Source organism: Duganella qianjiadongensis (assembly GCF_009857915.1).
GTDB lineage: Bacteria > Pseudomonadota > Gammaproteobacteria > Burkholderiales > Burkholderiaceae_D > Rugamonas > Rugamonas qianjiadongensis.
In genome coordinates, this window is sequence record NZ_WWCM01000024.1 from 1 (window position 1) to 14,032 (window position 14,032).

Annotated in this window: 12 protein-coding genes; 6 read left to right on the forward strand and 6 right to left on the reverse strand. The window is 61.1% G+C overall.

Going from position 1 to position 14,032, the window contains the following annotated elements; translation table 11 throughout:
• Window positions 1-163 precede the first annotated feature (163 nt).
• From GTP27_RS21280 to GTP27_RS21290, 3 genes are all read left to right on the forward strand, one after another.
• A complete protein-coding gene (locus tag GTP27_RS21280) occupies window positions 164-865 on the forward strand; it encodes a glycoside hydrolase family 19 protein (protein ID WP_161041110.1) in 702 nt (233 codons plus the stop codon).
• 152 nt (window positions 866-1,017) lie between these two features.
• Window positions 1,018-2,097: a sensor histidine kinase gene (locus GTP27_RS21285; protein WP_161041111.1), complete on the forward strand. Its 1,080-nt coding sequence runs from the start codon at window positions 1,018-1,020 to the stop codon at window positions 2,095-2,097.
• On the forward strand, window positions 2,094-2,891 hold the full coding sequence (locus GTP27_RS21290) for a LytR/AlgR family response regulator transcription factor (protein WP_161041112.1): 798 nt from the start codon (window positions 2,094-2,096) through the stop codon (window positions 2,889-2,891). Before GTP27_RS21285 ends, GTP27_RS21290 begins: the two co-directional genes overlap by 4 nt.
• A gap of 30 nt (window positions 2,892-2,921) precedes the next feature.
• Here GTP27_RS21290 and GTP27_RS21295 read toward each other — a convergent pair whose 3' ends face one another.
• The 6 genes from GTP27_RS21295 to GTP27_RS21320 all read right to left on the reverse strand — a co-directional run bounded on the left by GTP27_RS21295 (window position 2,922) and on the right by GTP27_RS21320 (window position 8,343).
• Window positions 2,922-3,947, reverse strand: coding sequence for a hypothetical protein (locus GTP27_RS21295; protein ID WP_161041113.1), 1,026 nt, complete (start codon window positions 3,945-3,947; stop codon window positions 2,922-2,924).
• Entirely contained in the window at window positions 3,944-4,681 is a 738-nt protein-coding gene (locus GTP27_RS21300) for an outer membrane lipoprotein-sorting protein (protein ID WP_161041114.1), read from the reverse strand. The genes GTP27_RS21295 and GTP27_RS21300 overlap by 4 nt, the downstream gene beginning before the upstream one ends.
• Entirely contained in the window at window positions 4,674-5,906 is a 1,233-nt protein-coding gene (locus GTP27_RS21305; protein WP_161041115.1) for an ABC transporter permease, read from the reverse strand. The genes GTP27_RS21300 and GTP27_RS21305 overlap by 8 nt, the downstream gene beginning before the upstream one ends.
• Window positions 5,896-6,594, reverse strand: coding sequence for an ABC transporter ATP-binding protein (locus tag GTP27_RS23900; protein ID WP_371865975.1), 699 nt, complete (start codon window positions 6,592-6,594; stop codon window positions 5,896-5,898). Before GTP27_RS23900 ends, GTP27_RS21305 begins: the two co-directional genes overlap by 11 nt.
• Window positions 6,591-7,235, reverse strand: coding sequence for a hypothetical protein (locus GTP27_RS23905; RefSeq protein ID WP_161041116.1), 645 nt, complete (start codon window positions 7,233-7,235; stop codon window positions 6,591-6,593). The genes GTP27_RS23900 and GTP27_RS23905 overlap by 4 nt, the downstream gene beginning before the upstream one ends.
• A gap of 340 nt (window positions 7,236-7,575) precedes the next feature.
• The gene (locus tag GTP27_RS21320; RefSeq protein ID WP_161041117.1) at window positions 7,576-8,343 is read right to left on the reverse strand and encodes a hypothetical protein; all 768 of its coding nucleotides are present in this window, start codon (window positions 8,341-8,343) and stop codon (window positions 7,576-7,578) included.
• 85 nt (window positions 8,344-8,428) lie between these two features.
• Here GTP27_RS21320 and GTP27_RS21325 point away from each other — a divergent pair, with 85 nt between their 5' ends.
• From GTP27_RS21325 to tagF, 3 genes are all read left to right on the forward strand, one after another.
• Complete coding sequence (locus tag GTP27_RS21325) at window positions 8,429-9,268, forward strand: M15 family metallopeptidase (RefSeq protein WP_161041118.1); 840 nt, start codon at window positions 8,429-8,431, stop codon at window positions 9,266-9,268.
• Between the two features lie 108 nt (window positions 9,269-9,376).
• Window positions 9,377-13,054: a type VI secretion system membrane subunit TssM gene (tssM, locus tag GTP27_RS21330; RefSeq protein WP_161041119.1), complete on the forward strand. Its 3,678-nt coding sequence runs from the start codon at window positions 9,377-9,379 to the stop codon at window positions 13,052-13,054.
• Window positions 13,051-14,028 (forward strand): type VI secretion system-associated protein TagF, encoded by a 978-nt coding sequence (tagF, locus tag GTP27_RS21335; RefSeq protein ID WP_161041120.1) that lies wholly within the window; start codon window positions 13,051-13,053, stop codon window positions 14,026-14,028. Before tssM ends, tagF begins: the two co-directional genes overlap by 4 nt.
• Window positions 14,029-14,032 lie beyond the last annotated feature (4 nt).

The following is a 14,032-nucleotide window of genomic DNA, read 5'->3' on the forward strand; positions in this document are numbered from 1 at the left end:
CAGTTCAACGGGAAACGGGTACTGCTTCTTGGTTTTTGGCTTCTTAGTGGTCATTACGTCGGTCATGGAAAATCCCTTTCGGTATTATTTCATGACCCCGGATTCACACTAAAATTCTGACAGGCTCAGTGAAACCTACCTGACTTCACGCGGGAGCAAAGTCGTGCGTAAACTGATGCTGTTCATGGCACTGTTGCCTGTGTTAACCAGTGCATGGGCGCAGGCGGGCTCGCACAAAATAAGTCGCAATACCTTCTATTCCGAATGCTCCAAGTCCTTTCCTAACTATCTGTTTACCGGTGAGGCACGCAATTCCTTCGACGGAATTTTCGACTACTGGGAATCAAAACGATATGAGGATAAGCGCTGGCTTGCCTATATTCTGGCGACCGCATATCGGGAAACCGCCGGAACCATGCTGCCGGTACGGGAAGGACTTTGTTCAAACGATCAATGTTCAATAGATGCGGTAACGGCATTATTTAAGAAGAACAATCGTCCGGACTCTGAAAATTATGCCCAAGATGTGAATGGAAAGTCCTATTTTGGACGCGGCTTTGTGCAAATCACACACAAGCGCAATTATGCGCGGGTCGGTCAGAGGCTAGGGTGGGGTAACGACTTGGTGGATCACCCAGAACTCGCGCTGCAAAGAGAAAAAGCCATTCCTATTCTTGTAGAGGGGGTGGTGCAGGGCCTGTTTTCCAGAGATCCCAAGACGGGCGAGTGGCGTAAATTGTCCACTTATCTCAATGAGCGCGAGTCCGACTGGCTGGGCTCCCGCCGTATCATTAATCCCGGCTCCAAACGGGCACAAATACCGGCGGAGTATGCGAAGAAATTCTACGCATGCCTGAGTAAATAGACAGGTCAATGCGGTTGGAAGGGCCTGGGCATGTATATTTCGGGGCAGAGGGTAGCCGTTTCGCGCCGCCCCCGGCTAGGTTCGTCGCATGCTGGTTGCCAGCAGTGGTGAGGCTCGGTGACAATAGGGCTAGCCCAACTGGAAAGTCCTGCATGCCATCCGAGATACGCCCGCCGTTCCCCTGGCGCCGCTTCGGCGCCGATACTTTGTATATGCTGGGGTTTAATCTGGTCCTGGCGGTAGTGCTGACGTATTTTTTCAGCCATGGCCGCTATTTCTGGCTGACGCTGGTGGCCACCAATTGCATCGGTCTGTGTTCGTTTTTCTACATCGATGGCTTGCGCCTGCTGTTGTGCCGGGGGCATACCGACAAACTCAACTGGCTGGTGTTCCTGCCGGTGGTGCTGACGGGGGTGCCGTTCGGTACGCTGGTCGGTTCACGTCTATCCAACTGGCTGGTCGGGACAGACGCGGTGTCGCTGGACGCTTTTGGCAGCGGCCGATTTAACGGCATGCTGCTCATCACGCTGGTGGCCACCATCATCGCTAGCACCCTGTTCAATAACCGCGACCGCGCCCGTCGCGCCGAAATGGCGGCCGCACTGGAAAAGGCACGGGCCGAGTCCATCCAGCGCCAGGCCCTGCAGGCCGAACTGCAGCTGCTGCGCGCCCAGATCGAACCGCACATGCTGTTCAATACGCTGGCCAACCTGCAGGGCCTGATCGCCATCGATCCGCAGCGTGCCCAGCAGATGCTGGACCAGCTGATCCAGCTCCTGCGCGCCACGCTCAGTTCCTCGCGCACGAAGAGCACCACGCTGGCCGAAGAATTCGCGCTGCTCGATGCCTATCTGGGTCTGATGGCGGTGCGCATGGGGGAACGTCTGCGCTACGCTTTTGAACTGCCGCCCGAACTGCGCGGTGCGCGGGTGCCGCCCATGCTGCTGCAACCGCTGGTGGAAAATGCTATTGCCCACGGCATCGAGCCGAATATCGATGGCGGCACCATTACCATCAGCGCGGCACAAGACGATGCCATGCTGGCGCTGACTGTCAGCGATACGGGGCGCGGCCCGCATGCCGGTGCCGGCAAGCCCGGAACAGGACTAGGCCTGCACAATACACGCGAACGCATCAAGGCGCTGTATGGCGAGCAGGCTAGTGTGACGCTGGCTGCTGCCAGCCATGGCGGCGCTGTCGCCCGCCTCACCTTACCACTTACAACGCCATGACGACTGCACTGATCGCCGAAGACGAACCGATACTCGCCGCTACGCTGGCGCATACGTTGCAAACCCTATGGCCTGAATTGCAGATCCTTGCCACTTGCCCGAATGGCGTGAGTGCGCTGGAGCAGGCGCTGGTACTGCGTCCCGAGGTGCTATTCCTCGACATTAAAATGCCGGGCAAGACAGGGCTGGAGGCTGCCGAGGAACTGGCCGAGCAGTGGAGCGGTCCGCAGCCATTTCCGCAGATCGTGTTCGTTACGGCCTATGACGAATATGCCGTTCAGGCCTTTGACCGTTCTGCGGCGGACTACGTACTGAAGCCGGTAAGCGCGCAGCGGCTTGGCCGTACCGTGCAGCGGCTCAGGGAGCGCATTAACCAGCAGGCGGCACAAGGCACGCAGAGTGGCATGGACGCGCTGATCGCCCAGTTGCGCGCACTGGCACCGGCCATGCCGCCTGCGGCGCCGGTGGAGCGCCTGAACATTATCCGCGCTGCCGTCGGCAACACAGTACGCATGATACCGGTGTCCGATGTGGTGTACATGGAAGCCATGGATAAATACGTCAACGTGGTGACGGCCGATAGCGAAGCACTGATCCGTATGAGTCTGCGCGAACTGCTGCCACAACTCGACGACAAGATATTCTGGCAGGTGCATCGCGGTACCATCGTCAATTCGACTTGTGTGCAGAGTGCCATGCGCGATGAGGCGGGCAAGATTTCGCTTAATCTGAAACACCGTAGTGAAAAAGTGCGCGTCAGCCCTCTGTACGCGCACCTGTTCCGCCAGATGTAAGGCAGGCTGGCGGCCTCGCTGGTCGCGGAACTAAAAGCTGCGCTGCAAGGAGGCAATGGCAAGGCGGTGCGTGAGCAGGCCGGCCATGCCGTTGTACTGGCGCAGGCTGGCGGCCAACAGCCATGGACCGGATTTCCATGATGCCGAAATGGTGCTTACCTTGCTCTGGCTTTGCGGCTGCCACAATATATCTGCCGAGAGATCGAAAGTATCCCAGTTCTGTGCGGCGCGTACAAAGACGTTGCGCTGCTGTTGTGCAGTCGCGCTACGGTCCAGCCATGCTTCGCCGATCACGGAGAACTGGCGCTCCGTGGTCCAGGTAAAGCCTGCCAGCGCTTTGCCGCCGCGTCCGGCCTCTACCCAGCGCTGCTGGCGCCATTCGTCGTGCTTCTGCTGCCACAGCATGGAGGCATGCAGTTCCGTGCCTTCGTCGAGTACATGCGAAAATGACGCTCCAGCTTCCAGTCCGTTGCGCTGCGACAGGCGGAACACGGCATATTCGTCACGCTCGCCACGATGGCGATAGAGCCGCGCGGCCAGCGCCTCGTCATCGCGTGGCTGGGCTGCTTTACCATGGCCCGGATTAGCCAGTACCATGGTCAGCGCATGGTCTTCATCAAACGCTTCCTGTGCCAGCAGGGGGATGCCTTGCAGCGTGATGGGATTGAGTGCGCGCCGGTCTTCCTGCTGCACCACATCGAGCGGGCGAAAGGCATATCCCACATCCCAGCTCATGATTTTTTTACCGGCTGTCAGGAAACCGCCTGCTAGCGGGCTTTCTACCGCCAGCTCGTTCACCTGCAGTGCGCTGCTGCCATCCTGCTCGTGGTGCGCACTCAGGTTGCCGCGCAGGGTCTGTTCCCATGGGCTATCGAGCTGCCAGCGCAGTTCTCCCTGCTGGAAGAAACGGTGGCTGTCGGCGAGGCTGAGCGGATTGTTGCGCGTGGCCTGATGAAATTCGCTCTGCGCCAGCACGCTGGCGGAGATTTCGTTACTGGCCACGGCCTGTCCGCCAACAGCGGACAGGATGGCCAATGCTAGCAAAGAGCGCTTCATAACTTGATATCGTTACGGCTAAGGTACATGGCATTGAACAGCTCATCGCCGAACTGGCGCGGTTTGCTGCTCAGGGTCGTCACCACAGTTTCGCGTGCAGTCTGGACATCGTCGCGCAGGGTGATGCGGGTGACAGTGGGGCGGCCGTCGCGCTGCTCGATGAAGTAGGAAGCCTGCTTGAGCCGGCGCCCCGAACTGGCATACAGGTCAGCGTGCAGTGGTCGGTAGTCCTGCCGTGCCACCTGCAGCACCACGCGCTGGTAGCTCAGTGTCTTGCGGGTGGCTGTCAGCTCCAGTTCCAGACAGGGCTGACCATCGCAAGTGCTCTCTCCCTTGATGCCGCCGTCGTAGTCGCCCGACCAGGTCATGGTAGCGATGTCGCCGGTGGAAGCATCGCCCAGCAGTTTCTGTAACGGCGTGATGCGCATCGGGCGGGCGCTGCCCGGTAACAGCATCCAGAAATCATCGCCCGACATCAGTACTTTCTGGCCCACTTCGCCGGGGGAGCGGAACAGGATCAGGCTTTTGCCACCGGGGCGTATCAGTACCTGATAGCGTTTTTCCTTATCCGGCTCGCCGTTCTTGTAAGTCTGGACCAGCGTTTCGATCTGGGCCGAACTGTCCGTCAGGCGGAAGGCATCGGCTTTTTTCAGTATGGTGGCAACGTCGCTGGCCTGAGCCAGTGTGCACAGGGATATCAGTAGCGCGCCAGCACCAGTAAGGAATTTAGACATGGGATAAAGCCTCCACAACGGATTGCTGCGCCGCCTTGCGGCTGACCAGCAGGGATGCCAGTGCCGACAATGCAGTGACGGCGATACCGGCGACGAGGAATAACTGCGGCGACAGTTCGATCACCAGCGGATAGCCGGAGCTGCGGCCCGGTGGTGGTGGCATCTGCACTTTCAGCACCAGTAGCAGGTAGGCGATCAGCGCGGCCAGCAGCATGCCGCTGACGGCACCTGCTGCACCGAGCGACATACCCTCCAGCGTAAAGACGCGGGTGACTTCGGCCGGCGTGGCACCCATGGCGCGCAGGGTGCCGATTTCGCGGGTACGCTCCATCACTGCCATGGCTAGCGTATTCCCCACTGCGAACAGCACGATCACCAGCACGATGATGCCGAGGAAGCCGAAGATGCGGTTGTACAGATCTTTGACGCTCTGGTAGAACTGCGCCATCTGCAGCCAGTCGCGCACTTCCAGTTTGCCTGCGGTTTCCTGCCTGAGCTGCGCCGTGACGCCAGCGGTATCGTCCATTGCGTTCAGGTAGACGTGCAGCGAGCTGACTTTACTGGTTGCCAGCAGCGTCTGAGCGGTACTGATGTCGACCATGACCAGCCGTTTGTCGAGGTCGGCGATGCCGGTAGAGACTATGCCAGTCACGGTGACATCGACGGCACTCAGTGCGCCGGTGACGGTCGATGACATCAGCGTCAGGCCGCTGCCGGGACGCGCATTCAGCGTGCGCGCCAGTATTTTGCCTAGCACGATGCCCGGGCCTTTGTCGGCAGGCCGGGCATCGAGCATTTCGCCAGTCACAGTTTGCATGAATGGCCCTTTGACGAGAAATTCCTGCTGCGGGTCGACGCCCGTGCCGATGAAGATTTCGCTGCGCTCGCCGTTGCCTATCAGGCCGGAGAACTGCAGCCTAGGCAGCACCCGCTTCACTTCGGGCCGCGCCAGCAGGTTTTGCGCCAGACCGGTGCTGTTCTCGAGGCCGAATTCCAGCGGGCTGTTTTCGGCGCCGTCGAAGTAGTGGGGCGCCGCTACGATGACATGGCCGGTATCGCGCGCCGATGCTTCGGCCAGCGACTGGTAGGTGTAAAGTGCAAAGCCGCCTCCCAGCAGGGCGGCCGCAGTGCCGGTGGCGGCTATGGCCAGCGTTACCAGCGAACGGCGGCGGTTACGCATGGCGTTTTTAAGGGCCAAGCCCAGCCAGGGAAATTCAATGCGCATACGAGCCTCCTGCCAGTACACCGTCGTCCAGATTGAGGGCTCGGTCACAATGGGCCAGCAGCCGTTCGTCGTGGGTGGCGACGAGGAAGGTGGTGCCTTGTTCGTGCGCCAGCTGCTGCATCAGTGCCACGATCTGGGCTGCTGTCACGGCATCGAGATTGGCGCTCGGTTCATCGGCGATCACAAGGCGGGGATTTTTGACGATGGCGCGGGCGATTGCTACACGCTGGCGCTGGCCGCCCGAGAGCTGGTCTGGCCGGTGCTGGCCGAACGCGCCCAGACCAACGGCGTCCAGTGCTGCGGCCACGCGACGCTGCCGTTCGCTGCTACTGATGCCCAGCAGGTAGAGCGGAAAGTCGACATTGTCGTGGGCGCTCATGACGGGCACCAGATTAAAGCTCTGGAACACAAAGCCTATGGTCTGGCGCCGCAAGGCTGTGCGTTCCTGTTCGTTGTGCGCAGCCACGGTGGCGCCGTCGTAGCGCACTTCGCCGGCATCGGCGCTGTCGAGCAGGCCGCATAGATTGAGCAGTGTGCTTTTGCCACTGCCGGAAGGGCCGGTAATGGCGGCGATTTCGCCACGGGCGATGTCCAGGTCGATACCACGCAAGGCGTGGATGGTATCGCTGCCCAGCGTGTAGCTTTTGCGCACGCCACGCAGCGCTAGCAAGGCGGTGGTGTGGTTCACAGGCCCAGCTCCTTCAGGCGCGCTACGGCACTGGCCTGCTGGCTGGTGCCGGGCAGGGCGGCGACCTTCTGCAGCCAGCTGATCTCGTCCTTGCTGCGCTGCTCCTTGCTGGCCAGGCGGGCAGCGGCTGCATACAGATTGGCGCGGAACTGGTCGCTCGCCTGTGCCAGTGCAGGCGAAGCCAGCGCGGCCTCCAGTGCGCGCTTGCCCTGGCTGCGGCGGTTCATGAAGTCGGGCAGCGCCATCAGCGTATTGGCAGCGACCAGCCGTACTTCCAGACTTTCCGGTGTGCCGTTGAAGAGAGCAACATCGTTGGCAGGCGTGAGCAGCGCTACTGCTTTTTCCAGCATGTCGGCGCCTTTTTCCGTGTACTTCATTTTGTCCCAGGGCATACTGGCATCGCGGCCCTTGAGCGCATACGCCGCGCCTTCGTAAGCCATAGGCAGGGGATGGCCGGGGAGGCTGGCCGCCATGGCATGGAAAGCTTCGATGGCGCTGTCGGCAGAGCCGCTCCTGCCTTCGGCTGCCGCCATGAACTGCTGGCGGGCCTGATTGAAGCTGGCCGGTGCGACTTCCTGCGGGGCGGCGCCAGCGCCGGCGCATAACAGGCAGATGAACAGGGCGAGAGCAGTTTGTTTCATGGTTTCCTCCGTTGGGTGATCGATAGCCTGCAGACTATCGAGGCACGTGGCAGAGCACCATGACAGTGCGATGAAACCGGCTTTACGGGCGGCGAAACTAGCTCGCTACGGCGCGAAATAAGGCCTGCAATCGGGCAGGGAGAAGTTGAGCAGACATGCGATGATGCGTTGGGTTGTGTGGTGTTTTTGATATCATTAGGCGAGGCACTATGATACGGCGCGAGCGACTGACAGCACAGATGGACAGCTGGCGGCAAAGCGGCCGCACTGACTCGCTCTGTTCTGTCAGCGTTGCACAGCGGGGCTGCCTGTCTGGTGTCGCGGGTTCCGGGCCATGTGCTCAGGGGGAGCTGGCTGGGTTGAAGGGCTGGCGGCAGGCCTGATCGCTTTCCCAGCGGCCCGCGCAGATCCGGCTGCGGCATAGCATGCCCTCTATCATTCCGAGCTGCTGGCAGCGTTGCAGAAGGTGGCCGGTATTATCGTTTGCCTGCCGTTCGACGATATCCCGGTTGCCTGTGCCTGTAGCGGACAGGTTGGTATTCCCATGTGCCACCAAGGCTGCCAGCAAAGCGGCATCGCGATCCATGCTGGCGTCGGCGGGGGGATTGCGCGGCGCTTTGTCAGGCAGCGTGGCAGGCTGGTTGGCGGGCAGGCTGGTTTTATGTGCGGGTGTTCTTTCATGGCGTGGTGCTGCATAGCTTGCCGTATGCCTTGCAGGCGGCTCGTCGATAACCGCGGTACTGACTATGTGCGCCGCTGCGCTTTCCGGACTGGGCGCAGCTTGTGCGGGGCGCGCAAGCAGGTCCGCTACTTCGGGCTTGCCTGCAGGGCCAGACATCGCTACTGCCATCGCCGGTTCGCTCCGGCGTGGCTGCAGATACCATGCGCTAGTGCAGATAATCGCGATCAGTATGCCCAGGCCGATGATCCACTGTTCGATGTTCCAGTGAGCTTGCGCCATGCGTGCAGGCCCCGTCTGCGCGCCGTGTTCCAGCTGCTGCAGTATGCGCCAGTTGTAGTTGCCCGCTTCCTGCACACTACTTTTCAGGTAGGGACGGAGACTGGCTTCCTGCGGCCTATTTTCAATAATATTGATCTGCTCTTTCATGCGTTTTCCTTCAAGGATTAGTCTGTGCTGCTGACGTTCAGCAGTGTCCGGCGACTTCGGCCTGTTAGCTTTGATGGAGCGCACCATGTTGCTTTTCTTTGTGCTGATGGCTTTTCTTGCTGCCTGTTTTAGCTGTTCGGTGCTGCTGTTTGCCCCTGTGCGTGAGGCCGTGCATGCGTGCCTGCGGACGATATGGCGAGGTGTTCGCCAGCCGTACTGGAATGGCGGACAGTCTCTGTCGGTGAGCATCAGCCGGATGCTGGCGGGTACCGGTAGCCACCTGCGCGGGATGCATGCGTTTATTTGCCGGCGCTGGCTGCTGGCGCTGGCCGTGCTGGTGCTGCTGACAGTACCGGTGCTATTGGCGTTTCAGCTATCAGGTAAAGCCATGCTCGATGGCTTTCAAGGCAGCGGGCGCGATAGCAACGAACAGGTGCTGGCGCTACTGCAAGGCGAACAGCTGACTGCACCGGTTGCTTTACCACCGCTGACCTTTACGACCGCAGAAGTGGTGCAACTACGTCCCATGCTCGATAGTGCCAATCGCAACTGGCAATTGCTGGAACCGGGTTTCTCCCAGCGTCTGCTGCGGGTGTTTCGCGTGATGCGCGAACAGTACGGCTACGAGATGGCGATACTGGAAGGCTATCGCAGTCCGGAACGGCAGAACCAGCTGGCTCAGGCGGGCAGTAACGTCACCAATGCCCGTGCATTCCAGAGTTACCACCAGTTCGGCCTCGCCGCCGACTGCGCATTTCTGCGCGATGGCAAACTGCAGATATCGGAAAAAGACCCGTGGACGCTGCGCGGCTACCGGCTCTATGGCGAAGTGGCCGAAGCGGCCGGACTGCGCTGGGGAGGCCGCTGGGCCATGATGGATTTCGGTCACGTGGAGTTGCAGCAGGCTGGGCTGTTGCGTAAATAGTGCCGCTGGTCATACATTGTTTTGACGCAAGAAAAGCCACCATGTGTAGTGGCAACATTGGCCGGTCCGCCTGCTGCTACGGCGCCATTTCTTATGCTGGCCAACCTCATGATGCGACGTCTCTGGTATTTTCTGACCGAACCCCGCCAACTCGCGCTAGCAGGACTGGCTGCGGCTATGGCCGTCTGCTTCGTCGGCGCCCAGTTGCTGGAACTGGCGCTGCTCTGGGCCGTGCTGGCGGTGCTGCTGCTGGTGCTGGGGGCGCTGCTGGTGTGGCTGTGGCGGCGTCGCCATGCGGCACGCGAGACCGCCCAGCTGGCATCGGCCATAGGCGACGCCGCTAGCGGCCAGGAGTCTTTGCAGCAAGAGCGTAGCGGGGAAGAGCTACGTCAGCTACGCGAGGCGTTGCTGAAAGCGATCGCCACGTTGCGCAGTTCGCGTCTGGGCGCCGTCTCGGGCCAGCGGGCACTGTACGAGCTGCCCTGGTATATGGTGATCGGCAATCCGGCGGCAGGGAAGAGTACAGCGATTGCCAACTCCGGCCTGCAGTTTCCCGTTGCGGAGGGCAAGGTGCTGCAGGGCGTGGGCGGCACGCGCCAGTGCGACTGGTTCTTCACCACCGAAGGCATACTGCTCGATACGGCGGGACGCTATTCGGTGCAGGACGAACATCGGCCGGAGTGGTATGGCTTCCTTGATCTGCTGCGCAAACACCGCCAGCGGGCGCCTATCAATGGCATCCTGATCGCAGTCAGCATTGCCGAACTGCGCGCTGCGGATCCTGCTGCAGGCATACAGCTGGCGCGCAGCCTGCGCAAACGTGTACAGGACCTGATCGAGCGACTGCAGGTGTTTGCCCCCGTGTATGTGGTGTTCACCAAGGCCGACCTGATTGCCGGCTTTGGCGATTTTTTTGCCAGCACGGAGCGCAGTGAGCGCGAGCGTGTGTGGGGCGCTACCATGCCATACAAGCGCAAGAGCGCCAGCCAGCAGATCATGGCGTTTTTCGATCAGAGTTTTGACGAGCTGTGTGCCGGCCTGAAAGACCTGAGTATCGCGAATATGAGCCAGCAACGGCGCGAGCGCATGGCCCCAGGGATATTCACTTTTCCGCAGGAGTTTGCCACCATCAGGGCGCCACTGCGGGCCTTTCTGGCGACGCTGTTCGAAGAGAATCCTTACCAGTTCAAGCCTGTTTTTCGCGGTTACTACTTCACCAGCGCGCTGCAGGAAGGCCAGAGCGACAGTGCTCAGGCACAGCGGCTGGCGCAGCGCTATGCGCTAGGCCGGGCTGACGTGCCGCGCACACAGGAAGCGGGACAATCAGGCTACTTTCTGCTACAGCTGTTCCGGCAGGTGATCTTTGCGGACAAGGATCTGGTCTCGCATTACGCCAGCCGCCGGCGGGTGCGGCTAAGTTATGCAGTATTCTTTGTCGCGGTGCTGCTACTGGGAACGGCCTTAGGCGGCTGGAGCTGGTCGTATCTGTCCAACCGCCAGCTGGTGAACAATGTGCAGGCCGATCTGGATAAAGTACTCAGGCTGCAGGACAAACGTATCGATTTGCAGGCCCGTCTGGAAGCGCTGGAGATACTGCAGGATAGGCTGGAACAGCTGGAACGCTACCGCAACGATAGGCCATGGAGTCTGCGTTTCGGGCTGTATCAGGGCGAATTGCTGGAGCAGAAATTACGGGCCGAATATTTTGCCGGAGTCCGGCAGATCATGCTGGCGCCGGTGGTCGCGAATCTGGAGGCGCTGCTGGCGGAAATGAATGCCCATGCAGATCAGCTGCAACTGGCGCCTGCGCCTACAGCCGGAACTACGGGGCGGCAGTTCCAGGATGCCTCGCCGCTCAACGTGGACGATAGCTACAATGCGCTGAAAAGCTATCTGATGCTGGCCGATCCGTCACATGCCGAAGCGGGCCACCTGAACGATCAGCTTACACGCTACTGGCGTGGCTGGCTGGAGAGCAATCGCGGCAATATGACGCGCGAGCAGCTCGTGCGTAGCGCGGAACGCCTGATGACCTTCTATCTGGGACAGATTGCTGATCCGGCATGGCCGCGCATTGAAACCCGGCTGGCGCTGGTGGATCAGGCACGCGAGAATTTGCGGCGGGTGGTGCGTGGTCTGCCAGCGCGCGAGCGCGTGTATGGCGAAATCCGTGCGCGCGCCAACACGCGCTTTCCGGCGCTGACGGTGGCACGCATGGTGGGCGAGCAGGATCAGGCGCTGATTACGGGCAGCAGTGTGGTGAATGGCGCCTATACGCGTGAAGCATGGGAGAAGTTTGTGCAGCCAGCGCTACGGGAGGCCGCCACGCATGATCTGCAGAGCGCCGACTGGGTGCTGAAATCGGCTGCGCGTGATGACCTGACGCTGGAAGGCAGTCCGGAGCAGATACAGAAAGGGCTGCTGCAGCTGTATCAGGCCGATTACGTGCGCGAGTGGCAGAAGTTTGTACAGGGTGTGAATATCGCCCCTCTGCATGGTTTCGACGCTGCGGTGGTAGCGGTAAACCGGCTGGGCGATCCGGTCGCCTCGCCCCTGCTGAAACTGTTCTCGTCTATCGCGCAGCAGACTAGCTGGGATAACGCCGGCACAGCGCGAGCCGAAGTGGCGCAGGCCAGATCGGGATTGCTGGAGTGGTTTAACAGCGTGGTACTGCGCCGGACGTCGCCTCCAGCCAGCATTAACGTGCCGCTGCCTGCCGCTGGCGCTGCGGGAACGATAGGCCGCGAATTCTCCGTTTTCTCGCATCTGGTCGCCGGCGGTGATAAGGACGCTACGCTGATGCGGACCTATCTGGAGGCTCTGGCACGCGTGCGTGGCCGGCTTAATCAGCTGAAGAATCAGGGCGACCCCGGTCCGGGTGCACGCCAGCTGATGCAGCAGACGCTGGAAGGCACGGGGTCGGAACTGGCGGATGCCCTGCGGCTGGTGGATGAGCAGATGCTGACCGGCGCGAGCGACGCGCACAAGCAACTGCTACGTCCGCTGCTGGTACGCCCGCTGATGCAGACCTTTGCCGTTCTGGTGGCGCCAGTGGAGGCAGAACTCAACAAAACATGGGTGGCGCAGGTCTACGGACCTTTCCGGCAGTCGCTGGCGCACAAGTATCCGTTCTCGCCGGCCGCGCGCGAAGAGGCGAGCGCAGAGGATATAGGCCGCATCTTCGGGCCCGAAGGCGCAATCGCGCGTTACAGCAGCAGCGTCATGGGGGCATTGGTGATCCGGCGTGGCGATCTGCTGGCGGCGAGAACGTGGGCGGAGATGGGCATACAGCTGTCTCCTGCGATGGCGGCGCGGCTGGCCGGCTGGATGGCTCCTGCCGGAACCGCGGCCGCGACGGCACGCAGCACCGCTGCGCAAACGCTGTTCCAGTTGCAGCCCATGCCTGCCCAGGGTGCCATGGAATACACCATCGACATCGACGGGCAGCAGCTACGCTACCGCAATACGCCGCCGCAGTGGGCCAGCATGGTACATCCGGCGGGACAGGGCGGCTCCGGTGCAAGGATCACTGCGGTGGCGCTGGATGGCCGCAGCATCGAGGTCTTTAACGAAAGCGGACCGGCTGGCCTGAAGCGCATGATAGAGGCTGCCAGCAAGCAGAAGCGCGAGGGCGGTGTATTCGAACTGCACTGGCAGGCGGGTGGCTTGAATATTCCCGTGGCGCTGAAGATCATCAGTAGTCCCGAGAGTGCCGTTGCCGAATCGGGCGAATCCGGTCTGCGCGGTCTGCAGCTGCCTGAAAGTATAGTGGGGGCGCAGCCGTGAGCGGCGTCGAACCGCGCGTGCAGCATGCCCGCATCGCCTACTTCGGCAAGCTGCCTGCGTGTGCCGATTTTATCAAGGCAGCCGAACACGCATCCATGCTGAATCTGCTCGATACATGGCTGGCCGAAGTGATGAGTGCGCTGAGTGCCGAGCCTCGCTGGAAGCTGCACTATGATGCCTTGCTGCCGCTGGATTTTGCGTTCGTCGGCACGCGTAGCAAGCATGCCATCGCGGGCCAGTTACGCGCCAGCGGCGATAGTTCGCGGCGGCGTTTCCCATTTCTGTGTGCGAGCCTGATCGAGGTGGCGGAGGCGCCCAGCTTCCTGCCGTTAAGCCCCCTGGTGCTGGCACCGCTTTGGCAGCGGCTGGGCTTACTGGCAGGTAGCGCCTGCAGTGCCGTGGACCCGGTCTTATCCTTGCAAACGCTGACCACCAGCAGTGTGGAAGTCGACAGCCGGACGGACCAGCAGGAGCAGTGCTTTGCCGCTTTTGTCGAGCAGCACAGCCTCGCAGCGCTGGAAGCCATGCTAGCCAGCCGGCAGATCAGGCAGCTCATACTGGCTCTGGGGCTATTGCTGCAGCCAGTGCGCCGCAGCGGGGCAGAACGCCTCGATAAGAGCCTGGTTTTGCCGCTGCCTATGGCAACGGATCACCGGGCATCTGTAGCAGCGTTCTGGCTGGCGCTGGTGGTGCCGTTCCTGCTGGCGGCAGATTTCGAACTGTGCGTTTTTATGGGGCAGCAGCGTGGCCAGTGCGTTCTGGTGCTGGGGTTTGGGGGCGCAGCGCCGGAGACCCTGCAAGCCATCATCGATCCCCTGTATGCAGTGGAGCAGCAGATCACTTTCGAGTACACAGGCTGGGTAGATGAACTGATATCTGGCGATGCGGATGTGCAGAAGCTGTCAGCCTATCTCGATCAGGGACAGTTATCGCTACGCTCCGTGATCGCACTATTTCAAGAGACGTTTCGCTGAAAGG